The sequence below is a fragment of the Catellatospora sichuanensis genome (assembly GCF_007483665.1).
GTDB classification, from domain to species: Bacteria; Actinomycetota; Actinomycetes; order Mycobacteriales; family Micromonosporaceae; genus Catellatospora; species Catellatospora sichuanensis.
The window spans coordinates 193631-216514 of the sequence record NZ_ML660183.1; the positions used below are offsets into that span (position 1 = coordinate 193631).

General features: G+C 71.6%; 17 protein-coding genes. 10 read left to right on the forward strand and 7 right to left on the reverse strand.

The window, feature by feature from the left end; translation table 11 throughout:
* Positions 1-245 precede the first annotated feature (245 nt).
* Entirely contained in the window at positions 246-2087 is a 1842-nt protein-coding gene (locus tag FLL47_RS00820) for a M14 family metallopeptidase (protein ID WP_144118446.1), read from the reverse strand.
* Positions 2088-2251: 164 nt separating this feature from the next.
* Between FLL47_RS00820 and FLL47_RS00825 the strand changes: the two genes are divergently transcribed.
* The 6 genes from FLL47_RS00825 to FLL47_RS00850 all read left to right on the forward strand — a co-directional run bounded on the left by FLL47_RS00825 (position 2252) and on the right by FLL47_RS00850 (position 11903).
* Positions 2252-2524 (forward strand): Smr/MutS family protein, encoded by a 273-nt coding sequence (locus FLL47_RS00825; protein WP_120319484.1) that lies wholly within the window; start codon positions 2252-2254, stop codon positions 2522-2524.
* Between the two features lie 132 nt (positions 2525-2656).
* Positions 2657-4645 (forward strand): tetratricopeptide repeat protein, encoded by a 1989-nt coding sequence (locus FLL47_RS00830; RefSeq protein ID WP_144118447.1) that lies wholly within the window; start codon positions 2657-2659, stop codon positions 4643-4645.
* A 124-nt stretch (positions 4646-4769) separates the two neighbouring features.
* A complete protein-coding gene (locus tag FLL47_RS00835) occupies positions 4770-7370 on the forward strand; it encodes a fibronectin type III domain-containing protein (protein WP_246157412.1) in 2601 nt (866 codons plus the stop codon).
* 92 nt (positions 7371-7462) lie between these two features.
* Positions 7463-8491, forward strand: a complete 1029-nt coding sequence (locus FLL47_RS00840; RefSeq protein ID WP_144118448.1) for an AAA family ATPase — start codon at positions 7463-7465, stop codon at positions 8489-8491.
* Positions 8488-9696, forward strand: a complete 1209-nt coding sequence (locus FLL47_RS00845; RefSeq protein ID WP_144118449.1) for a DUF58 domain-containing protein — start codon at positions 8488-8490, stop codon at positions 9694-9696. Before FLL47_RS00840 ends, FLL47_RS00845 begins: the two co-directional genes overlap by 4 nt.
* Positions 9690-11903: a transglutaminase TgpA family protein gene (locus FLL47_RS00850; RefSeq protein WP_246157413.1), complete on the forward strand. Its 2214-nt coding sequence runs from the start codon at positions 9690-9692 to the stop codon at positions 11901-11903. The genes FLL47_RS00845 and FLL47_RS00850 overlap by 7 nt, the downstream gene beginning before the upstream one ends.
* A 78-nt stretch (positions 11904-11981) precedes the next feature.
* On the opposite strand, the gene FLL47_RS00855 is transcribed toward FLL47_RS00850, so the two are convergent.
* Positions 11982-12260: a hypothetical protein gene (locus FLL47_RS00855; protein WP_144118451.1), complete on the reverse strand. Its 279-nt coding sequence runs from the start codon at positions 12258-12260 to the stop codon at positions 11982-11984.
* A 200-nt stretch (positions 12261-12460) separates the two neighbouring features.
* On the opposite strand from FLL47_RS00855, the gene FLL47_RS00860 reads away from it, so the two are divergent.
* Positions 12461-13156: a Clp protease N-terminal domain-containing protein gene (locus FLL47_RS00860; RefSeq protein WP_144118452.1), complete on the forward strand. Its 696-nt coding sequence runs from the start codon at positions 12461-12463 to the stop codon at positions 13154-13156.
* A gap of 230 nt (positions 13157-13386) precedes the next feature.
* Entirely contained in the window at positions 13387-14148 is a 762-nt protein-coding gene (locus FLL47_RS00865) for a hypothetical protein (RefSeq protein ID WP_144118453.1), read from the forward strand.
* Between the two features lie 73 nt (positions 14149-14221).
* Here FLL47_RS00865 and FLL47_RS00870 read toward each other — a convergent pair whose 3' ends face one another.
* From FLL47_RS00870 to FLL47_RS00885, 4 genes are all read right to left on the reverse strand, one after another.
* Positions 14222-14974, reverse strand: coding sequence for a hypothetical protein (locus tag FLL47_RS00870; RefSeq protein ID WP_144118454.1), 753 nt, complete (start codon positions 14972-14974; stop codon positions 14222-14224).
* Positions 14975-15080: 106 nt separating this feature from the next.
* Complete coding sequence (locus FLL47_RS00875) at positions 15081-18311, reverse strand: lamin tail domain-containing protein (protein WP_144118455.1); 3231 nt, start codon at positions 18309-18311, stop codon at positions 15081-15083.
* Positions 18312-18436: 125 nt separating this feature from the next.
* Entirely contained in the window at positions 18437-19096 is a 660-nt protein-coding gene (locus tag FLL47_RS00880; protein WP_144118456.1) for a hypothetical protein, read from the reverse strand.
* Between the two features lie 74 nt (positions 19097-19170).
* Positions 19171-20667 (reverse strand): peptidase M16 family protein, encoded by a 1497-nt coding sequence (locus FLL47_RS00885; protein ID WP_144118457.1) that lies wholly within the window; start codon positions 20665-20667, stop codon positions 19171-19173.
* A gap of 177 nt (positions 20668-20844) precedes the next feature.
* Between FLL47_RS00885 and FLL47_RS00890 the strand changes: the two genes are divergently transcribed.
* Positions 20845-21246, forward strand: coding sequence for an LPXTG cell wall anchor domain-containing protein (locus FLL47_RS00890; protein ID WP_144118458.1), 402 nt, complete (start codon positions 20845-20847; stop codon positions 21244-21246).
* Between the two features lie 127 nt (positions 21247-21373).
* Positions 21374-21964, forward strand: a complete 591-nt coding sequence (locus FLL47_RS00895) for a hypothetical protein (protein WP_144118459.1) — start codon at positions 21374-21376, stop codon at positions 21962-21964.
* Between the two features lie 46 nt (positions 21965-22010).
* On the opposite strand, the gene FLL47_RS00900 is transcribed toward FLL47_RS00895, so the two are convergent.
* Positions 22011-22856 carry an alpha/beta fold hydrolase gene (locus tag FLL47_RS00900; protein WP_246157414.1) on the reverse strand — a complete coding sequence of 282 codons (846 nt, stop codon included), beginning with the start codon at positions 22854-22856 and terminating at the stop codon, positions 22011-22013.
* Between the last annotated feature and the right edge of the window lie 28 nt (positions 22857-22884).

Here is a 22884-nt window from a genome sequence, read left to right on the forward strand (position 1 = left end):
ATTCCCGGCGCGGTTCGCGCCCCGCCGGATCCACGGCACGAAAACCTGCGCACGCCATCCAGGCCCCCGCCTGCACCGCACTCCGGCCGACCGCACCACTTCATCGATATGAGCCCGGCCGGCAGAGCGGCACACCGCACAAACAGAGCGGCCCCGCCGCCGCACCGGCCCGCGAGGGACCGGCACGGGCGACGGGACCGCCCGGCAACCTGGTGGCTGCCGACCTCAGCAGGCCGGGCAGCCCGTCACGACTGCGTCACCGTGAGGTTGTCCAGGCCCGCCTCGACGAGGCTGGCCGTGCTCGCGTCCGCCGCCTCGACCAGGAAGCGCACGCTCTGGCCCGCGTACGCGGTCAGGTTCGCCGTCGCACCGCCCCAGGCCCCGTTGCGGTTGCTCGCCGCGCCGGTGATGGTGGCCAGCACCGTGGTGCCGCCGCTGTGCACGACCGAGATCCGCAGGTAGTCGGCACTCGACGAGTTGGACCCGTGCGCCAGATACCACTGCCAGTTCGCGTTCAGCGTGCCGGTGGCCGGCAGCGTGACCGCGGGCGAGCGGATCGAGCTGACGCCGCCGTCGAGGTCGAAGTCACCTGCGGCGGTGCCCGCCGACACGCCTGTCGCCAGGTCGTTGGCGCCCGCGAACGGGGTCAGCTGCTTGGCGCCGCTGGAGTTGGTCGCCTGCGCCGCGCCGCGTGCCCACTGGCCGGCGGTCGCGGTGTCGGTGCTGCTCGGGTTGACGGTCCAGCCGGTCGCGGTCTCGAACGTGTCGGACCAGACCGTGGTGCCGCCACCGCCGGTGCCGCAGTACGTCGACTCCTTGCCGATCACCCGGTACGGGCAGTCGGCCTGCTGCAGCAGCATCAGCACCGCAGCCCGGTTGCGGGTCGTCTGCGCGGTGATGACCTCGTCGGGCGGGTAGAAGCCGCCGCCGCCCGAGCTGCCCGGGTACATCTCGAAGGTGTACGCCCAGATCTTGTGCGTGCCCCACATCCAGTCGATGGACGTGCCGTCGGCGACGTAGAGGTCACTGGACTGCTCCGGGGTGTAGCTGTTCGTCGCGGCCATCTGCTGGCCCAGCGTGGCGAACGTGTTGTACTCGTCCGCGCTCATGCCGGAGGGGTTGTTGGCCGTCGTGTAGCCGAACGGCCACAGGATGAGCTGCGAGTACGTGTGGAAGTCGATGTTGGCCTTGATCTGCTGGACGCCGCCGACGACCCGGCTGTTGACGAAGTTGCGCAGGTTCGTCGACTCCGGCGCGGAGAACGCCGACGGGCCGCGGTACGTCTCGCTGCTGGTCGTGCCGCTGGACCCGCCGCAGCAGCCCCACTGATAGGACCAGTTGCGGTTGAGGTCGGTGCCGACGTTGCTCGAGCCGCTGTTGGGCTGGCGGTTCTTGCGCCACGACCGGTAGCTGCCGGTGGCGATGTCGTACTCGCCGCCGTCGGGGTTCATGTCCGGCACGATCCAGATCTCGCGGCTGTTCACGATGTTCGTGATCGCGGAGTCCGAGCCGTAACCACTGGTGAACAGGTTCATCAGGTAGATGGCCATCTCCACCGTCAGGTGCTCACGCGCGTGCTGGTGGTGGTTGAACAGGACCTCGACCTCGTTCTCGTCCGTGGCGACGTTGTCCGAGATTTTGATCAGGGGCATGTTGCGGCCCTCGTAGGAGTTGCCGATCGTCGTCACCCGGAAGATCGACGGGTAGGACGAGGCCAGCGAGTTGATGACGCTCATCATCTCGCTGTAGTCGTGGTAGTTGGAGTCGGCCGGCGGGAACGCCAGCGGCATCGGGCCTTCCGGCTGGACCGGCGTGAGGACCCTGGTGACCGTGAAGCCGAGGGCCTTGATCGCGGCGGCCTCACCCGGGGTGGCGGTGACGTCCATGATGCCGTGGTCGAACCCGTCGATGGCCGCACCGGTGCCGGCGATCGCATTGCGCTGGGCCAAGGTCTTGATGCCCTGCACGGTGTAGTGGCCGGACGAACTCGTCTCGGGCGCGAGCGGAGCGCCGTCGGCCGGTCCGGTCAGGACCATGGTGCCGGCGAGCGCGAGGGTGGATACGAAGACGGTTAACCGTCGCCGCATGACTGCCTCCAAGCGGGGGTAAAGGAGGCACACAGCAGACCACCAGAAACATGGTCATTGCAATATGTCGATCTATGAAAATCATGCTGACCCGCAGGTCGAAAGCTTTCGGCTACCCCAAGGACCCTGACCAGCAACGATCACAACAGGTACGCTCAGAGGCGATGAAACTCGTACTCGACCTACACGACATCTTCAACAAGGGCCGCGACATCGAGCGGGCCTTGAACGACATCATGGCCGAGGCCATCGCCAAGAAGGCCCCCATGATCGAGATCATCCCCGGCAAAGGCTCCGGCGCCCTGAAGAAGACAGTCCTACGCTTCCTCGAACAAAAAGAGGTAAAAGCCCTCTACCACCGCGTAGAGAAGGACTCCAAAAACTTCGGCCGCCTCTTCGTCCACTTCAAGCACAACACCCCCCGCGGCCGCCGCTGACGCACGATCTTGCGCGGGATGTGGGGACGACACACTCGTTCCGGACAAACCAGCAACAGTTCGCGCAAGATCATCGCGATCTTCGCCGCTGCGGGTGGCGAGAGGTCCGGGGGTATGGGCAGGATGTGACCCGTGCCGTCACCGACCTCGCTGTCCGACATCCGAACTGAGGCGCTTGCCCGCCGTGACCGCGGCGACCTGAACAGCGCCCGCACGCTGCTGGAGCAGTCCCTCGAAGCGGCGATCATGGCCGCCGGCGAGGACCACCCCGAGGTGCTGGTCACCGGCCACCTGCTCGCCACGATGCACCGGCAGGCCGGCGACCTGAGCGCCGCCCGGCGGGTGCTGGAGAACGCGCTGTACAACGGCGGCTACCGCTTCGGCGAGGAGCACCCGCTGCTGCTGTCGATGTCGTTCGACCTCGCGCAGATCGCCGACGAGCTCGGCAACCGCCACGAGGCGCGCCGCCACTACACCCGGGTCGCCACGTACGGCCCGCAGGCGACCGGCTTCGACCCGCAGCCGGTCCAGGTCGCCCGCGCGTGGCTCGGCCCGGACGCCCCCGCGCCGGTCGCCCCCGCGCCCGTGACCCCCGCGCCGCCGCCCGCACCGCAGCCGCCCGAGGACAGCACCGCGCTGCTCCCGCCGCCGTCGCGGCCGACCACCTACGTGTCGCAGTCCGTCCCGGCGACGCCGGAAGCCCCGGCCCCGCGCAGCACCCCGGCGGACCAGGCCCCGCCGGTCTGGCCGCTGCCCCCGTCGACCCCGCAGACGACACCGCCGCCGGCCCCGGACGACCGCACGGCCGTGGTCATGCCACCGAGCACCCCGGCCACGGCGCACGCGCCCGCCGAGCGGACCTCGGTGCCCACCCCGCCGGCTACACCTGCACCCCAGGCACCGGACGACCGGACGTCGCTGCTCACACCACCCGCGCGGCCGGCAACGCCGGTAGCGCCGAACCCGGCCGACGACCGCACGTCACTTCCCACGCCGCCGGCACGGCCGGTAGCACCGAATCCGGCGGACGACCGCACCTCACTGGTCACACCACCCGCGCGGCCGACCACCCCGGTAGCGCCGAATCCGGCGGACGACCGCACCTCACTGGTCACGCCGCCCGCACGGCCGACAACCCCGACCATCCCGGTCACGCCCGAGACGGCCGACCGGACCCCGCCGCGGATCCCGCCCGCACGGCCGGCGGAGGCCGCGCCCGCGCACGAGGACGACCGGATCGCGCCCTACGGCCTGACCATTCCGCCGCGCGACCAGTCCGCGACCCGAGCCATGCCCATCGTGCCGACGCCTCCGGTCGTCCCGCTCCCGCCCGAGCGCACCCGGCCCGCGCAGCCCGACCCGGCCCGACCCGCGCCGCCCCACCAGCAGCCGCCCCACCAGCAGCCGCCGCGGCACGACACCGTGCGCCCCGAGCAGGCCCGCCAGCACCCTGCCCACCAGCAACCGCCACGGCAGGACCCGCCGCCCCACCAGGGGCAGCCGCGGCAGGAGCAGCCGCGACGCGACCTGCCGCCGGTCGACCAGGCCCGCCGCCCCGACGGGCACTCCCCCGCCATCCACGTGGCGCCGCCGCCGCAGAGCCCCGTACGCCACCTGCCGCAGCAGCCGCAGCACGTCCCCACCGTGTTCGCGCCGCCCACACCACCCGCCGCACCACCGCGTCGCAGCCGCGGCCCGGTAATCGCCGCGACCGCCGCCGCGATCATCGCCGTGATCGCGGCCGTGGCCACACTGCTGCTGGTGGTGCTGCCCGACGACGACGAGCAGACGCCCGGCCCCGGCCCGACCGTCAAAGCCCAGCCCGCCAGCGACGTCTTCGTCACCAGCGCACCCAACGGCGACATCACCGTCACCTGGTTCGACCCCTCCGACGGCTACGCCGCGCAGGTGCTGCTCGGCGCCCGCAAGGACGAGCAGGTCGCGACGATGGGCAAGCCCGAGAACGGTGATACGCGGTACACCGTCACGGGTCTGAACCCCAACTGGGACTACTGCTTCGTCGTCATGAGCATCTACAGCCAGGATGAGCTGCTGAAATCCACCCAGGTATGCACCGACCGCGCAGCGTCGGCCGGACCGTCGCCCACCGTGACACCATGAGCGTCCTCACTCGACTTTCACCGTTGACCTGCAACGCCTAGGATGACGTCGGCTTCTGGGGAGAACGCCAGTCGGCGAGCGGGGTGGCTCCGAAACACCCCGCGCTCATGGGGAGGGGCGATCCGTGGCGGATCTGTCACCGAGCGCGATCACACGCAGGGCACGGACCAAGGGTGGCGTCGTCACCATCGTCACGGTGCTGGCGATGCTGGCCGCCGTGAGCCTGACCTGGTTCGGGATCAGCGCCAACGACCAGGTCTCGGCCGGCTACGACAGCAGCTCCTGGCTGTGGAGCCTCACCCGCGGTGAACTCGCCCGGGTCAACGGCCTGACCGGCAAGGTGGACACCCGCACGCAGGCCCTCGCGGTCTCGCAGGGCCACTACGTGCAGGTCAGCCAGTCCGACCGCTACCTGATCGTGCGCGACCAGCACACCGGGCGCATCAGCGCGCTCGACCCCGCGACGCTGCAGCTCACCGCGTCGCAGGAGTCGCAGGCGGGCCTGGGTGTGTCGGTGGCGCTGCACAACCAGGCGGCATTCGTCATCGACCCGGTGCAGGGCGTGGTGCGCCAACTGGACCCGGCGACGCTGCAGCCGATCGGCGAGCCGCTGCGCTTCCCGCCGGGCATCACCGGCGGCCACTTCGACGGCACCGGCCGGCTCTGGCTGGCCATACCCAGCCAGGGCACCGTCTCGGCGATCACGCCCGCGCCACTGACGCCGCCGTCGGGCGGCACGGGCGGCAGCGGGCCGTCGCAGGTCCGCACCGAACCGGTCGCCGAGGCGTTCCACGACCTGGCGCTGTCCGCGCTGGACGACGGCGTGGCGGTGCTGGACCAGACCAACGGTTCGCTGACCCTGCTGCGCGGCGACGAACTGAAGAAGGTCGAGATCGCCGGTGCGGCCGGCGGTGAACTGCCGGACCGTTCCACCGGCAAGGACATCGCGGTGACCGTCGTCGAGGGCCGCAAGGTGTATGTCATCGCCGGTGAGCAGGTCAACGAGTTCACCGTGCCGGGCGCCGGCGGGACCGCGCGGCCCGCGGTGGCCTGGGCGGGCCTGTTCTACATCGCCGACGACGCGGCGGGCAAGGTCTACGCGATCGACCGCGAGGGCAAGCTGGTCAACACGATCGAGGCGGGCAAGCCCGGCGGCCGGCTCGACCTGGAGGTGCGGGAGAACCAGCTGTTCATCAACGCGCCGGGCGCCTCGACCGCGCGCGTGGTCAACGACAAGCACCAGGTCAGAGTCGTCGACAAGTTCAACGACGACGTGGTGGGCGGCGACCCGCCGCCGGTGGCGCCGCCGCCCCCGCCCAAGCCGCAGATCGGCAAGCCGGGTGCGCCGCGCAACGTGACCGCCGCGTCGGGCGACTCGCAGGTGCGGCTGAGCTGGGGCAAGGCTGCCGAGAACGGCTCGAAGATCACCAAGTACGTGGTGGAGGGCGACGGGCGGACCTGGACCGTCGGCGCACGCAACCGCTCGCTGGTGGTCGACAAGCTGACCAACGGCAAGACGTACACGTTCACGGTGTACGCGGTCAACGGCAAGGGCAGCGGCCCGAGCCGCAAGAGCAATCCGGTGATGCCGACCGGTGACGTGCCGGATCCGCCGACAGGTGTGAAGGCGGTCGAGAAGCCCGACGGCACCGTCGAGGTGAGCTGGACCGCCGCCAACGGCCAGGGCCGCAAGATCACGCGGTACGAGGTCACGGCGGTCAACGCCGGCAGCGGCGCCCTGATCGGCACCACACCCGGCGCGACGAAGCTGGTCGTCAAGGACGGCGAACTGGAGTACGGCACGCAGTACGCGTTCACCGTCGTCGCGGTCAACGACAAGGGCGCGGGTTCGGAGGTGTCGGAGCCGTCGGGCTCGGTGGTGCCGTTCAACAAACCGGAGCAGGTGCGCAGCCTGTCCGCGGCCACGGTCGGCACCGAGAAGGGCACCATCCGGGTCGCCTGGGAGACCCCGGCCGACAACGGCCGCCAGATCACCGGCTACAAGGTGACCGCGGGCGGCAAGACGCAGACGGTCACCGCCACCAACGCCACGCTCGACGGCTTCGGCGACGGTGAGATCGTCGGCGTTGACGTCGCCGCGGTCAACGAGGCCGGCACCGGCCCGAAGGACACCACCAGCGCGAAGACCATCGCCGACGCGACCGTGTCGAACGTGTCCGCCGGTGGTGCGACCTACAAGGGCTTCACGGTCAACTTCGCGTTCAACGACGGCGGCGGCACCGCCACGTGCACGGTGACCATCAACGGCGCGGCCCGCGCGGTCGGCTGCAACACCGGCGCGGGCGGCTACGCGGTCAACGAGGTGGCCACCGACAGCGCGTTCACGATCACGGTCTCGGTGAAGAACGCCACCGGCCAGACCGCGACGTCGGCCCCGGTGACGGTGCGCACCAAGCGGCTCAACGGCACCATCCGCTGTGTGGGCTGCTCCAACGGCATCGGCATCTACAGCAACTCCCGCCAGCAGTCCAATGAGGCCGTCGGCGACGCCCAGAGCGGCGACACGTTCAAGGCGTTCTGCTGGAAGCAGGGCACGGCCGGCAACCAGAGCGGCGACGCCGAACTGTTCGCCGCCGGGGAGAACAGCAACAAGCGCAGCGACAAGTGGATCGAGATCACCTACCGCGGCAACCAGCGTTACGTCCCCTTCATCTGGCTCAACCTCGACGACGGCGACGACTACAACGACGTGCCGCAATGCTGATCCGCTGAGCCTCCCCGGCACGAGCCCCCACCGAGCCCGTGCCGGGGATGTTCCGTCTCCGCCCCTCTTCGAGCACAAAGGACACACCCGTCATGAACCAGCCCCTCCCACCGCTGTCCGCCGGTCAGGTCCGCGCGTTCGCCGACCTGACCGAGAAGCTGGCTGGCGCGATCTCGACCGTGGTGCTCGGCAAGCCGGAGGTGGTCCGGCTGGCGCTGGTCGCCATGTTCGCCCAGGGCCACGTCCTGCTCGAGGACGTGCCCGGCACCGGCAAGACGACCCTGGCCCGCGCGATCGCGGCCTCGGTGCAGGGCGCGTGGCGGCGCATCCAGTTCACGCCGGACCTGCTGCCCTCCGACGTCAGCGGCGTGACCATCTTCAACCAGGCCAGCCGCGGCTTCGAGTTCCACCCGGGCCCGATCTTCGCCAACATCGTCATCGCCGACGAGATCAACCGGGCGTCGCCGAAGACGCAGTCGGCGCTGCTGGAGGTCATGGAGGAGCGCTACGTCACCGTCGACGGCGTACGCCACGCGGTGCCGCGCCCGTTCATGGTCGTCGCCACGCAGAACCCGGTCGAGATGGACGGCACCTACCGGCTGCCCGAGGCGCAGCTGGACCGGTTCCTGATGAAACTGTCGGTCGGCTACCCCGACGAGGCCGTCGAGATCGAGGTGCTGCGCGGGCACACGCTGCGCTCCCCCGACGCGATCACCCCCGTCACCGACACCAAGACGATCGGCGAGGCCGTGGCGCTGGCACACCGGGTGCACATCGCCGACCCGCTGTACGCGTACGCGGTGCGCCTGGCCGTGGCCACCCGCGAGCACAAGCACGTGCGGGTCGGCGTCAGCCCTCGCGGCGTGATCGCGCTGACCCGCGCCGCCAGCGCGTACGCGCTGACCGAGGGCCGCGGCTACGTGCTGCCCGAAGACATGAAGGTGCTGATCGAGCCCGTGTTCGCGCACCGCGTGCTGCTCACCCCCGACGCGCAGCTGCGCGGGGTCACCGCGACCGAGGTGCTGCACGACGCGGTCGAGGCCGTCCCGGTGCCGCTGCCCGGCCAGGAGTCCCCGACCGGCGAGCCGGCCCCGGCCGGAGCGGCGCGGCACGCCGGATGATCGTCACGCTGCGGGGGGCGGGCCTGACCATCGGCGGCGTCGCGCTGCTGGCCACCGGTTTCACCTTCGGCTACCCGGAACTCGCGGTGCTCGGCGCGACCGCCGTCATCGCCCAGCTGCACGCGCTCATCCACGCGGCCCTACGGCCGCAGCTGTCGGTCACCCGCTCCGTCGAACCCGACCGGGTCGCCCGCGGCGAAGGCAGCACCGTCACCCTGACCGTCCGCAACACCGGACGGTTCGGCGCGGCGACGCTGGTCGCCCACGATCAATGCTCCCGAGGGTCGCACTCCGGCCGTGGCGGCCGAGCCGGGCAGACCGGCGCGACCGTGCCGGTGCCCCTGCTGCGGCTGCGTCCCGGCACGGACACCGACGTGTCCTACCCGGTGCCCACCGACCGCCGCGGCGTCGTCGACGTCGGCCCGCTGCAGGTCACCCGGCGAGACCCGCTCGGGCTGGTGTCCGTGTCACGCAGCCATGGCGACACCGCCCGCATCTGGGTGTACCCGAAGAGCCACCTCATCCGGGCCGTGCCCGCGGGCATCTCCCGCAGCCTCGACGGCCGCCTCGACCGCGTCCCGCACGGCGCGATCACCTTCGACACCCTGCGCGAATACGTCATCGGCGACGAACTGCGCCACGTGCACTGGCGCACCAGCGCCAAGGTCGGCGAGCTGATGGTCCGCGAACACCTCGACACCAGCCTGCCGCAGCTGGTCGTACTGCTCGACGACCGCGCCGCCTCCTGGGCCGACCGCGACGCCGCCGGATCGGCCTCGTTCGAGAGCGCCTGCGAGGCCGCCGCGTCGATCGTCGCCGCCGCGACCCGCGAAGACCTGCCCGTGACCCTGCACCTGGTCAGCGGCCCCGCGGCGGGCGGCGGCCGGATCCGCGGCGCAGCCCGGCACCTGCTGGACCTGCTCGCCGAGGCCGAACCCGCACCCGGCGGCGACGAACTGCTGGTCGACGCGACCAGCCGGCTGCGCCAGCACCGCCCCGGCGACACCCTGATCTACCTCACCGGCACCGCCGGACTGGCCGACCTCGCACTGGTGTCCGGGCTCAAAGGCCCGTTCCCGTCGGTCGCCGTCGGCGTGCTCGGGCCGCGACTGGCAGCCGAGCCGCAACCGGCCGGGGTGCTGCTGCTGCGCGCCGAGGACGGCGAGGACTTCGCCGCGGTATGGGACGGAGTCGCCCGATGGTAGCCCGCGCGCTGCGCATCCTCCTGCCACCGGCGCTGATCACCGCGATGCTGGTGCTCAGCGGACTGGTCGCCGACCGGATCTACAACGGCACCCTGTTCACCGTGCTCATCGCGGGCGCGGCCGCCGGGTCGGTCTCGATCAGCCTGGCCCTGACCCGGCTACGGGCCTGGATCGTCGCGCCGCTGTCGATGCTGGGCCTGGCCTGCTACCTGGCCTTCGCACTGAACCTGTCCGCGCAGCGCGCGGGCATCACCGGTGACCTCCCGACGATCGCCACCGAGGCGCTGGGCGACGGCATCCCCCGGCTACTGGCCGTGCTGGTGCCCGTCGAGCCGCAACCCGACACGGTCGCGGTGCCGGTCATCGCGACCTGGCTGGCCGGGCTCATGGCGATGGAACTGACCGTACGCACCCGGCGCACCCTGGTCGGGCTGACCCCGCCGGTGCTGCTGTTCGCCGGGGCACTGTGGCTGGTCGGCCCGGCCGCACCGCGTACCCCCTGGCTGGCCTTGGCTTTCGCGGCGCTGGCCATCGCCGCACTGGCATTCACCGGCCGGGTCCGCACCCCCGACACCGGCATCGACCCGGCCACCCGCAAGGCACTGCGGCTGCGCGCCGCGCTCGCCGGCGGCACCGGGTTCGCGCTGATCCTGGCACTGGTCGCCGGTGCCGCGCCGCCGGTGGCGCAGCAGGTCACCGGGGCGCCGTTCGACCCGCGCAGCCTCATCGACCCGCCCGACCTGGACGCCCTCGACGAGAACCCGCTGATCAGACTGTCCGGCTGGGCGCTGCAACCGCAGGAGAAGCTGCTCGACGCCGACGTCGCGGCCGACACCCGGATCCGGCTGGCCGTGCTGTCCGACTACGACGGCGTGACCTGGAAGGTCGGCGCGACCTACCGCCCGGCCGGGCGCAGCCTGCCCCGCCCGCCCGGCGAACTCGCCGGCAAGCCCGTGCAGCAGCGCATCACCGTCGCCGGGCTCACCGGCAAACTGCTGCCCGCCGCCGCCACCCCCAGCCGCGTCGACGGCGTACGCGTCGCCTACGACCAGTCCACCGGCACCATGCTGCACCCGGAAGGACTGAACACGGGCATCGCGTACACCGTCACGTCGCTGCACAGCGAACCCGACGTCAACCTGCTCCCGGTCGCCGACGTGCCCTCGGGCACGACGATGTCCCGCTACGTCACGCTGGGCCCGAACGTGCCGGACAACATCAGCCGGCTCGCGCAGCAGCTCGGCGCGGACAACGGCGCCCCGTACCAGCGGGCCCTGGCGATCGAGCAGTTCCTCGCCGAGCACTACAAGCTCGACCCGCAGGCACCCAGCGGACACGCGTACCCGAACCTGAACTTCTTCCTGTTCGGACCCGCCGGCACCGGCGCGGGCAAGGGCACCTCGGAGCAGTTCGCGGCGTCGTTCGCGGTGCTCGCCCGGCTGCTGAACCTGCCCAGCCGCGTCGTCGTCGGGTTCACCGCCCGCGCCGGCAACCACCCGATCACCGCAGGCGACGCCCTCGCCTGGCCCGAGATCTACTTCACCGACCTGGGCTGGGTGCCGTTCCACCCGCTGCCCCAACCGAACGCCGAGACCAAGCCCCTGGAAGACGAGTTCAAGCCACAGCCGGAGACCTCCCAGCCGCCGCCGTCGGACGAGCCGATCCCGACCCTGGAGCCGACCGCGGACGCGTCCAGCGCCGCCCCCGGGGCCGGTGAGACGGCCGCCGGAGGCGCGAACGTGGCCCTGGTCGCCGGTGCCGGCGGCGGCGGGCTGGTCGTGCTGCTGCTGGCCGCGTTCGTGGTGTTCGTGCTGCTCGCCCGGGGCGCGCTGCGGCGTCGACGGCTCGACGAGGGCAGCCCCGACTCCCGGATCGAAGGCGCGTGGCTGGAGGTCGGCGACGCACTGCGGCTGGCCGGGCGGCGCGCGCCGGAACATCTGAGCGCCGCTGAGGTCGCCGCGCACGCCGCCGAAGCCGCCGCGCCGGTACGTGGCAAGCACGAGGTGCGCCTGGCCGCGCCGACGCTGCACGAGCTCGCCGACGCGGTCAACCAGACCGTGTTCGGGCCGGGCACCGCCGGTGACGCCGAGGCCGAGGCGGCCCGCAGCCGGGCGGTGGCGTACATCGACGAGCTGAAGGCGCGCCGCTCGTGGTGGCGGCGGCTGCTGTGGACGCTGCACCCCGGCCCGCTGCGCTGGCGGCGCTGACACCGACGCCTGACCGAGCCTGCCCGGCGGTCCACCGCCCGACGATCGGCAGGGCGGCGGACCGTCGACCGGGCCGGGTCAGGCGAAGCGCTCCCCACGGATGACGGCCTGGGCGACCCGGCGCAGCTGCTCCGGATCGGGCTCGAAGCCTTCGGCGATGTCCGGGTGCAGGCCCTCCCGGGTCTCCCGGAGGATCCAGCCGGTGACCTCGTCCTCGCTCTGCCCGTCGTACTGCTCGGCGACGCGGTTGGCGGCCTGTTCGAGCGCGGAGGTCAGCTGCGCTTCCAGCGGTTCCTGGAGTTTGCGCTCCACCGCGTTGAGATCGTCGCCGTCGAGCGACACGTGCACCTCGGTCATGATCAATCCTCCGGTCGTCGGCCCTGTGATACCCCGGGAGAAGCTGCGCCAAGCATGGCGCACGCCATCAACCGGCGGTCCGCTTCGACGGGTCGTGGCTTGCTCTTATTCCAGAACGGATGCGCCGTGTACCGGCCCCACACCCGGGGATCGTCAACCTAGGGTTGACGATCCCAGCCGCGTCAACCTAGGGTTGACGCATGGCTGAGACACCACGACTCGACGACCTCATCGACGTCATCAAAAAGCGCCACCCCGACGGCGACACGCTCCAGCAGCTCAGCGACGCCGTCGTACTGGGCCAGCACCTCGGCGAACTCGCCGACCATCTCATCGGCCACTTCGTCGACCGGGCCCGCCACTCCGGCGCGTCCTGGACCGACATCGGCCAGAGCATGGGCGTCACCAAACAGGCCGCCCAGAAACGCTTCGTGCCCAGGGAGTCCGACGCCTCCGAGTCCGACCTGCGGACCTTCGCCCGCTACGACGACCACGCCCGGCAGGTCCTGGTGTTCGCCCAGCAGGAGGCCATCGCCGCCGGGCACGAGCACATCGGCCCGCAGCACCTGGTATCGGCGATGCTGCGCAACCCCGGCAGCCTTGGCACGCGGGCGATCGAGGCCACCGGCGCCGTCGAAGCGGTACGCACCGCACTGGCGGAGCGTTTCCCCGCCACCGACACCCCGGGCACGGCCCCTGTGCCGTTCGCGCCCCAGGGCAAGAAGGCCCTCGAACTCACTCACCGCGAGGCCCTGCGCCTCGGCGACGAGCACATCGGCACCGAACACCTGCTGCTCGGCATCCTCGACCTGGCCGAGGGCGACACCGTCGACCTGCTCACCCGTTGCGGCGTGACCAGAGAGAACGCCGAGGCCGCGCTCGCCGGCCTGCGCTGACGACCCGCATCACGGAGGATCTGACCGCGTTCCACCGCACCTGCACCCGACCTGTGACGAAGCCCGTCCACACCGAGGCGGGCTTCGTCCATCAGACGCGTCGTGCCCGCCCGTCCACATAGCTTGAGCGGGTCGGAGATCTCCTTCCAGGAAGAGCTTCCGACGCCGCTTGCTTGATCGACTATTGTGGCTCCTTCGGGCGCGAGCGGTCGAAGACCACGGGGGTTCACATGGCGACAAACGGCAACGCCCTGCTCAGAATCAGTCTCATCGGTACCCTCCTCGCCGCCGGCGGGTGCGGCGGCGGCGAGGCACCCGACCCGACGGCCTGGCCGAGCACGGCCGTGCCCTCGCCGACCCCCGACCAGGCGCGGGAGGACTTCCTGCAGGCGCTGCAACGCACCCACCGCGCCGCCTACCGGTACACGGTGCGGGGCGATCTGCCCGAGGGGGCCGACGTCCAGGCCACGGGCGCACATGATCCGGCAGCACGACTGTTCGAAGTCAAGGTCACGGTCAATGGCACGGCGAGTCCGTCGGCCACCCATCGAATCGTGACGGGCGAGCACAACTACCTGCGGGACCTGGACGACAAATTGTGGGTACACCTGGACCTGAGCCGCATGAGCCAGGACAGCCTCGTGTACTTCGACATGAGCGACCCTGCCGGCCTGGCCAGGTTCAGCTCATCGATCGGGTCCGTGCGCAGGACGGGCCCGAACGCCTACGCGGGCCGGTTCAACCCCGAGAAGAACCACGTCAAGCACTTCATCCCGGTGGGCGCACCGACCATCTTCACGTTGGGCGTCCTGTTCGCGGACTTCACTGCCACGACCGACCGCGGCTGGATCACCTCGATCACCGTCGAAGTCGACCCCAAGGGCCCGCCGCTGCACATAACGACGGAGTTCAGCGGCCACGGCACCAAGATGCAGATCAAGGCTCCGCCGAAGGCGCAGGTCCGGGAGGCCAACATCTCCTATTACGAGTAGCGAGCGCGGCGGCACGCGCGAGATGACGTTCCGCCGGGCGGCGAACCGCCCGGCGGAACAGACGCGCTCAGCGTCAGCAGGAGCGCAGCCGGCTCGGCTCGTGCCAGCCGTCGAAGAGGTAGAGGTCGGCGGCGCGGCCAAGCTCGGCACCGTACTGCCGCAGCGAGTCGCAGGCCCCGGTCTGCACCGCCGGGTCTGCGCTGTCCAGATAGACGCGGAAGGAACCGTGCGAGGTGTCCGCGGCGAGCAGGTGCGACACCCAGGCGCTGGCCTGAAAGCGCGTCCGCAACTCCTCATGAACCGCGCGATTGGCGGACACGTGGGGAACCAACAGCACGGACGCGGCCAATGCCAAGCCCAGGGCCGCGATGCCGAACGTCCACCACCGCCCCGCCGACGCAGAATGCGCCGGCCTCGCGTCGGCGGGAATCTGCTCGAGCCGCACCGCGCCGTACCCCAGGATCGCCGCACCCACGCTGATCCACACGCCGTTGCCTGCGAACCCGCGCTGGAAGTCCGCCTCGTCGGTCACGCCGGTGCTCGACAGGAAGTAGTTGACCACCGCCAGGACCAGCAGCAGCGCACCGCCGATCTTGACCGCCGGTGGCAGCACCCGCAGCAACGGCCAGAACTTCGCCATCGGCAGGTGCCCGAAGTAGCTGCCGTTGACGGCTTTCATCACCCCGATAAAGCAGACGAAGGTCAGGGCGAACGGCACGATCACCACACCCATCGGGATACGCGGCCCGCCCGGCAGCAGCGTATCCACCACCATGACCAGGAACAACCCGGCACCGGCCAGTGCACCCGCGATCAGCTTTCGCATGAACGCGATCGTAGGGCTCGCGGTCGATCCTGTCCGACCCGTGCGCGGCCGGATACGACGTGGGGCCGGGGCGCTATACGCGCACCCGGCCCCACGTGCCCCACCGCTAGCCTGTGATCGTGCCCTGGCCGGTGATGTCGGCCAGGTCGACGACCCGCGGATCGGCCACGACACCGAGCCACAGCTTCTCAGCCGGCTCGGTCACCTTGTCCGTCCTGGTCTCGACCGGGAACGACACCGACACCTGGCCCGCCGGGATGGTCCGGCAACCCAGGTACGGCGTGAAGTCCAGCAGGAGTCTGGCAGTGTCCGGCACGGTCGCACCGCACACGCTCAGATCCTGGGACAGCGGCCGCGACAGCGTCACCGTGAACGCCAGCGGCTGCCCCTCGACGGCGGTCGCGTCCGACACCCGCAGCGAAGCACGGGTACGGAACACGGCCACCTGCGGGTCGTGGTCGCTGGCACCGCGGGCGCCGTCACCGTCGTGGTCGGCGGGCCAGTCGGCGTTGATGTGCGCCGCCCGGATCCGCACCAGGTCACCGTAGAGCTCGTCGTTGACGAACAGGTGGTCCAGCGTCTGCGCCTGGCCCTGGAAGACGTACGAATAGGCGCTGCCGGGAACCTGCGCGGCCAGGTCGGACCACAGGTTGTGCAGGCCCAGCTCGTACAGCGGCTTGAGCTGGTCCGACGGGATGTCGCTGTCGGACATGGCGATCGGGTCGTCCGGACGCGGGAACACGTTCAGGTCACCGCCGTACACCACGCGGGCGTGCGGGGACGCCGCCTCGATCGCGGCGACGATCGCCGCACCGTAACGGGCCTGCTCGGTACGCTGACCGACCCGCGCCTGCGGGGTCGACGAGTAGTGGTTCGAAACCGCCCACAGCTCGTAGGACTCGGTGCCGCCCGGCTGCGCCGCGACGGTGAACCGGGCCACCTGCGGGGCACGGGTGAACACGTTCGACCCGTCCACGCCGGTGGACCTGTCCACGTCGGCGGGCAGCACCGCGTTGAGCGACTTCGGGTTCTGCACGTCGGCGTTGTAGCCCAGCGCCGCCGACCGGAACTCGACGCCCGGCGTCGCCGTCAGCACCGCCGACGGGGCGGCCAGGGTGAGCCGGTCCGTGCGGTACAGGAACCCGGCGACGATGCCGCGCACGTCCGAGCCGTCACGGTCGTACGCCGCGTCGTAGGCCGGACCGCCCGCCGCCGCGACCGCAAGAGCCAGCTCCTGCAGCGTGTCCGGCTTTCCGTCGGCGTTGTTCACCTCGCCGCAGACCAGCGCACCCGCGGTGACGGAGCAGATGTCCTGGTCCTCGGCCTCCTGCACCAGCAGCAGGTCGGGGGCGTGCAGGTCACCGGCGATCTGAGACGCCAGCGCACCCAGGTGCGCCTGGTAGTCGGCCTCGTTGAGCGGCACGTAGTCGAACGGCGGCGAAACGCCGGGGCAGCCGGAGTTGCCCAGGTAGTCGCAGCCGTCGAACGGGTCGTCGCGGAAGTCGTACAGGTTCTCCACGTTGTACGTCGCGATCGCCAGCTCACGGTCGCGGTTGATCGGCGCCGGCGCGCTGTTCGCCGACGGGTCCGCACCCGCGCCGAAGTCGGCCGACGCGACCTGGATGCCGTACTTGTCGAACGAGAAGTTCAGACCGCCGACCGCGTCCGCGGCCAGCACGTCGAACGTGTGCGCCGGCGGCAGCAGCGCCGCCATGTCCTGCGCGGCCCACTTCACACCGGTGGTGCCCAGCATGATCCGGGTGCCGTTGCCGTCGTCGAACACGTGCGTCGTGTCGTTGTCCATCGGGTGCGCGTCACGGTAGACCCGCCGGGTCAGCGGGTCGGTCCGGTCCAGCAGCGCGTCGTCGACGTCGAGGACGTACACCTCGGAGTCGGCGGTCGAGGCGAACACGTCACGGCCGCTGGCCGCGACACTGCCGGCCCGCACCCGCAACTGCTCGCCCTCGTGGCGCTCCCAGAACCGGTTCGCCGCGGCCAGGTCCTGCGGCGGCGTGGCGTTCGTGACGGCGGTGTCGGTGACCCCGGACCCGATCAGGCGGACCAGCGACGCCGAGGACAGCTGGGTCATGAAGAAGTACTCCGAGACCCGTGCCCGCAGCACCACCTCGTCGCCGACGGTCGGCACGTAGCCGCCGAGCAGCGACGTGAAGCCGCCCATGAATACGAAGACGCCGTCGGAGCTGGTCGGGTCGCCGTCCGTGGCGCCGGTGCGCGACTGCAGGAAGAAGCCGTACTGCGCGGCGCCGGCGGAGGTGCGTGCCAGGGTGCGCTGGGTGATCACGCCCTGCACGTCGACCAGGCCGCTGGTGCCCGAGGCCGGGGCCAGCGGCGAGCGGTCGGTCACGCCGTTCTCGGCGTCGGTGGTCGGGCCCTGTACCTCGCCGACGGTCAGCACCCGGTTGACGGTGACGGTGAACCCGCACGTCGAGGTGGTGCCGTCGAGGTCGGTCGCGGTCATGGTGACCGTGTACGCCCCGGACGGCAGGCTCGCGTCGGCGGTGACCGTCGCGGTGGCGGTGCCGCCCGCGGTGGCGGCCGGGGTGAACGCGGTGCGGGTGATCGAGCCTGCGGCCGGGGCCGGGGCGATGTTCGTGACGGCGAGGTCGACGATCGTGTCGTCGGCGTCGGTGGCGGTGACCGCGCGGGTGCCCGCTTCGCCCTGGCCGACGGTGAGCGCGCCGCCGCAGGTCAGGGTTGCGGGAGCGTCGACGGGTCCGCCGCCGGAGCTGTGTGCGCCGAGGCCGTCGACGGTGTCGGTGGCGTAGCCGACCCAGCCGGTCGCCGGGTCGAACGCGTCGCCGGGCTCGGTGTCGCCGAGCGACACGGCCGCGTCGCGGCGGATCGTGTTGTCGGCGGTGCTGTTGAGGCCGGTGCCCCATTCGGTGCCGGGGTCGACCCCGGTCTGCCCGAGCGAGTCCACTACCGTCCCGGATGCGCCGCCCTTGCGCAGCACGATCGCGTCGTCGCCGTTGTAGAAGCTGGCGGCGCTGGTCTGGTCGGCCTGGGCCAGGATCGCGGCGTTGGCGCTGGCGTGGGCCAGCACGAAGACGTCACCGTCGGCGACCGTGCCGGTCAGCGCGATGGTGCCACCGGCGGTGGTCGCGCCGTTGAAATAGAACTGCACGACGTATTGCCCGGCGGCCAGATCCACGGCCGAGCCGGTGCCGTTGTAGAACTCCAATGCCTTGTTGTTGGAGCTGCCCTCGACGTACTCGGAAATGAGCAGGTCGGTCGGCGCGGCCAGGGCGGCGGGTGACGCCGCGGTGATTCCGGCCAGCACGGCAAGCACAACAGCGGCGCGCAAAGTGCGACGCATCGGTTTCCTCCTGGGGGTTTAGGAGGATGACCCTACTGGCCGGTCACGAAGAGGTAAACCCACCCCGATGACCCGTGGATGAATACTGTGCACGCGAATACAACCACCGACCGATCAGGACAGAATCAACGTCCGGGCACCGGCGCGGGCAGCACGCAGCCGCCCTGCCGGCTGGTCACCGTGAGTGTCGGACCGTCGAAGTCGACAGCCCCTGACCTGCCGTCGCGAAGCCGGATCGTCACCTGGTCGGGAGCGGTGAACCCGACCCAATCCACCGGATCGTCGTAGCTGTCGCCGTCGTGTTCGGCGAAGCAGCCGAGGTCGTCGGCCGATTCCCGGCTGAACAGCCCCGACCTCGAACGCAGCCACAGCACGTCCCGGTCGGAAAAAAGGCCCTCGCGGCTGACCAGTTCGAACCGGCCGTCCACGGAGACCGCGACAACCTGCGTCGGCCTGCCCCGCGCACTGAACTCGTCCAACTGCGCGCCGATGAACCAGAGGCAGGTCGCGCCGAGCGTCACGACGGCGGCGGTCCCGTAGGCGACTCCGCGCGCTCGCCCGGAACGAAACCCGAACACCGGCCCAGCGGCGGCCAGCAGCAGGCCCGACAGCCAGATCAGCACCATCGCGATCGCCGTGCCGCGATCGAGCAGCACCACCCACAGTCCCGGGCCCCGGATGATCGCGGCGGCCGCGACCAGCAGGATCACGGCGAGAGACCACATCACACCGCCCGCCACGGCCCGTACCCTGCTGCGGCGCGGCGGCGCCCCGTCCGGCACCATCGCGCCAGACTGCCACGCGGCGGGCCGCCTCGCTGTCCCCGAAAGGTTCGGCTCCGGTCTGACCTGCGGCTGCGCTAGTCGTACGCGATCCGGTGGCGGCGCGGCGGCACCCAGGTGACCAGCTTGTCGACCCCGGTGAATCCGCTGACGTCGACCAGGCAGCCGTGGCGCAGATTGCCGAGCAGCGTCTCGCCCCGCCGCTGGACCAGCATGACGTCGTCCATCGGGAAGGTGTGCACCGTGCCGTCGGCCGCGACGAGGTGGCAGGCGTCGTGGCCGAGCACGAGCCCGTCCTTGGCGCCGCGCAGCCGCCGGGCCAGCGACGGCCGCAGCAGCTCGCCCTGCGGGGTGAACGAGCCGACCGGGCAGCCGGTCCGGGTCATGCCGTCGAGCGCCGCGTCCACGCCGATCGGGACCACCAGCAGCGCCGACGGCAGCCATGACGCCGCCGCGGCCCGCACGTCCGCCGGAGCGAGCCGGGCCGCGGCGGCCACCTGGGCCTCACCGAACTCGTCGTACACGTCGAACAGCTCCCGGTGCCCGGCGTCGGCCAGCGGAGCCTGGGCGTGCGCTTGCTCGGCCGCGGCGAGCACGCCGAGGCGATCCAGCTGCCCGCGCAGTTGCGGGTCCTCGGCCGGTGGCCGGGTGTAGCGGGTGACGACGGCGTCCAGCTCGGCAGGCGCGGGCTCCTCGGTGGCCAGCCGCCGCAGTTCCTGCCACAGGATCCGCGCCGCGGTCGCGCTGTCGCGCTGCCTGGTCTTGCCCCGTAGGTGCAGGCTCAGGCCCAGTTCCAGGCGGTCGTCGCCGACCGGGGTGGACCACTCGGTGGACCAGGCTTTCACCGCGGCCTGTTCCAGCGCCGCGTCGACCCGCGTGCCGAGCACCCGGAGCAGCAGGAACGCGTGCGGGCCGGCGGTGGCGCCGACGGCGATGCCGGGTGCGACCACTTCGTCGGCATACCAGGCCGGTCCTGCGGTGCCGCGTACCGGGCATGTCGCGTGGGCGGCGCGCGGCCCGGCGGGCAGCGGCAGGCGCAGCCCGGCCGGGGGCGGGCCGGTGCAGGTGAGTACGGCGTTGCCGGCGGTGAACCAGCGGGCCAGGTGGGCGCGGACCTCGTCTGCGGTCAGGCGACGCGGGTCGACGACGGGCCAGCGCAGCAGGCCGGGCCCGGTCGGGCCGAGGCGGCGCGCCAGCAGCGAGCCCCACGGGTCGCGCACCGCGTCGTCGACGTCGAGGTCCAGCTCGGTCGCCCGGTCGGCGGTGTCGAGCTGCCGTGCGGTCAGCACGAGGCCGCCGAGGTCGGGGTTCGCGACGAGCGTGGCGAGGTCGTCGAGGTCCTCGGCGACCTGGTCCGGGTCTCCCGACAGGGTGAAGGACGTCTCCAGCAGGCCCGCCGTCTCGTCGGGCTCCGCGAGCAGGCTCAGCAGCAGGTGCCGGGTGGCCAGGTGGGTGATGCCGAGCTGGTCGACGTCTTCGTCGCGGGCGCCCACCGCGAACGCCAGCGTGGCCGTGAAGTCACCGGGCAATTCCTGCCAGAGCACCCGTACGGTGTCGATTTCCGCCCGTCGCATGCGCGGATAGTACGAGCCCGGGTCAACCTGCGGCCGACCTGTATGGCGCTTGAGCTGCCCAAACGGCGCGACAAGGCGACCTGACGGGCCGTGAAGACGGACCGCCGACGGGATCAGAACAGGCCGCCGACCGGGCAGGATCACCATGCACGATGCTGACCGACCCTCGGAGCGAAGATGAAAAAGCGCGAGCGCATCGCGATCACCGCGGGCGCTGTGCTGGCCACCGGCATCATCGGCTTCGCCGCGGCCCCCGCGGTGGCCGCCGACAGGCAGGACGCTCCCTACCACGTCGTGCTGCAGGAGTCCCCCGCGCCGAGCCTGTCGCCTCCGCCGCAGGCCGGCACGTCGCCCTCCGCCGAGGCGGGCGCTTCACCGGCGGCGCAGGTCGACGGCTCGGCGCAGAGCAGCCCCTCGCACGGCTCGCCGTCGGTTTCGGCGACCACGTCGCCGGGTGCCGGCTCGCTGCCGCGCACCGGTGCCCCGCTGGCCGGGGTCGCGCTGGCCGGGGTCGCCATGGTCGGTCTGGGTGCGGTCCTGCTGGTGACGTCGCGTCGGCGCCGCGAGTACACCGTCTGAGCCGTCGTCGCCGGCTGAAGGGGGCCGCCCGCACGCCGGGGAGCCTCCTTCATCGCATACCGGCTGGTCGGAGACTGCACGTCCGGCCGGGGCACGGGCCGCTGCCGCGGGCCTTACCCTCATCGCCATGCGAAACCCCTTCCGCGCGATGCATCCCCGCCAGCTCCGCGGCCTTCGGCTGTTCCTCGTCATCACCGTGGCCGCGCTGGCGGCGGGGCTCGCGGGCTCCGCGCTGCTGCCCGCCGAGCACCGCGGGCTGGCGGTCGGGCTGATCCTGGCCGCAGGCTTGGCCGCGAGCTGGTTCGCGCTGTCCGGGTTTCGTCCGGTGTGGACCGCCGTGGCCGCGGTGATCGGCTTCCTGTTCGTGGTGATCGTGCTGCGCGAGACCGGGCCGAGCCTGCTGCAGCTGCGCGGCGGGCAGGTGGAGGCGCAGGTCATGTCGCTGCGGGAGAGCGGCGGGTCGGCCGACCGCTACCACTACGCGATGGCCGCGCACTCCGGGCGCGCCGTCGGCGGTGAGCTCACCGTCGACGAGAACGCCTACCGCGTCGGCGAATCCGTGACGGTGGTGGAGGACCCGGACGGGCTGGCGCATCCGATGCTGCCCAGCCAGCTGACCGAGCACCGGCAGAGCTGGCTTGCGGTCATCGTGCTGTACCTGGTCACCGCGGTGCTGTGCCTGCTCGCCGGGCGGCCGCGGCGGGCGAAGGCGAGCTGATCGGCGCCATTGCGCGGCGGACCGGTACGGTCCTGGCGGCTCGGTCTCAGCGGTGGGACTCCAGCCAGGGGCGCAGCACCGGCAGCACGGCCGCGGCCTGCATCGCCTGCATGTGGTCCAGTCCGTCGAGGACGGCGACGTCCCAGCCGAGGGTTTCGAGTGCGGCCCGTCCGCGTTGCACGGGTCCGGCGATGTCGACGGTGACACCGCCCCACTGCTCGCCGTACTCGATGGTGTCGGCGGAGCCGACGATGCACAGCCGTGGGCAGGTCAGCGACGGCTGGGCGGCGCGGTCGTCGAAGTCGCGCAGCGCCTCGTAGAGCGTGACGAACTGCCTGGTCTGGTCGACGGTCGTGGTGACCGAGACGGTCGACCAGTCGCCGGGCACGGTCTCGGTGGGCGCGGGCGGGTTCTCCACGGCGGCCAGGGATGCCGCGTGGGAGGCGGTGGTCACCGCCAGCATCGCCGCGTACGGGCCGCCGACCGGCGGGTAGCCGCCCATGACCAGCGCGGACAGCCGGTCGGTGCGCAGTGCGAGCTGCTGGCCGAGCAGGCCGAGCCAGGAGTAGCCGTAGTAGGCGAACCGGCCGGCGCCGGCCGCATCGGCGACGGCCAGCAGGTCGCGGGCGGCGTTGCCGGGGGTGAGGGTGTCGGGTTTGGGGTGTGCCATCACGTGGCCCTCGTAGTCGACCGCGACGACCCGGAACCGGTCGCTCAACCCGCTGATCAGGGACTGACCGAGTGCCGGGTCGGCGCCCCAGGCGCGCATCGCCTCGGCCTTGGCGCCCTGCGCCGGGCTGGGGTCGACCGGCAGGAGCACGACGGGTCCGTCGCCGTGCACCTCGAATTCGATCATGCTGCCGTCGTGCAGCGCCACGCTCGCCATCATCATCTCCGTATGCTGTAAAGTGATCCCCGAA

Coding starts and splice junctions, on each gene's coding strand:
- FLL47_RS00820 (WP_144118446.1), bottom strand. CDS start 2,087: ATGCGGCGACGGTTAACCGTCTTCGTATCCACCCTCGCGCTCGCCGGC.
- FLL47_RS00825 (WP_120319484.1), top strand. CDS start 2,252: ATGAAACTCGTACTCGACCTACACGACATCTTCAACAAGGGCCGCGAC.
- FLL47_RS00840 (WP_144118448.1), top strand. CDS start 7,463: ATGAACCAGCCCCTCCCACCGCTGTCCGCCGGTCAGGTCCGCGCGTTC.
- FLL47_RS00845 (WP_144118449.1), top strand. CDS start 8,488: ATGATCGTCACGCTGCGGGGGGCGGGCCTGACCATCGGCGGCGTCGCG.
- FLL47_RS00850 (WP_246157413.1), top strand. CDS start 9,690: ATGGTAGCCCGCGCGCTGCGCATCCTCCTGCCACCGGCGCTGATCACC.
- FLL47_RS00855 (WP_144118451.1), bottom strand. CDS start 12,260: ATGACCGAGGTGCACGTGTCGCTCGACGGCGACGATCTCAACGCGGTG.
- FLL47_RS00860 (WP_144118452.1), top strand. CDS start 12,461: ATGGCTGAGACACCACGACTCGACGACCTCATCGACGTCATCAAAAAG.
- FLL47_RS00865 (WP_144118453.1), top strand. CDS start 13,387: ATGGCGACAAACGGCAACGCCCTGCTCAGAATCAGTCTCATCGGTACC.
- FLL47_RS00870 (WP_144118454.1), bottom strand. CDS start 14,974: ATGCGAAAGCTGATCGCGGGTGCACTGGCCGGTGCCGGGTTGTTCCTG.
- FLL47_RS00875 (WP_144118455.1), bottom strand. CDS start 18,311: ATGCGTCGCACTTTGCGCGCCGCTGTTGTGCTTGCCGTGCTGGCCGGA.
- FLL47_RS00880 (WP_144118456.1), bottom strand. CDS start 19,096: ATGGTGCCGGACGGGGCGCCGCCGCGCCGCAGCAGGGTACGGGCCGTG.
- FLL47_RS00885 (WP_144118457.1), bottom strand. CDS start 20,667: ATGCGACGGGCGGAAATCGACACCGTACGGGTGCTCTGGCAGGAATTG.
- FLL47_RS00890 (WP_144118458.1), top strand. CDS start 20,845: ATGAAAAAGCGCGAGCGCATCGCGATCACCGCGGGCGCTGTGCTGGCC.
- FLL47_RS00895 (WP_144118459.1), top strand. CDS start 21,374: ATGCGAAACCCCTTCCGCGCGATGCATCCCCGCCAGCTCCGCGGCCTT.
- FLL47_RS00900 (WP_246157414.1), bottom strand. CDS start 22,856: ATGATGATGGCGAGCGTGGCGCTGCACGACGGCAGCATGATCGAATTC.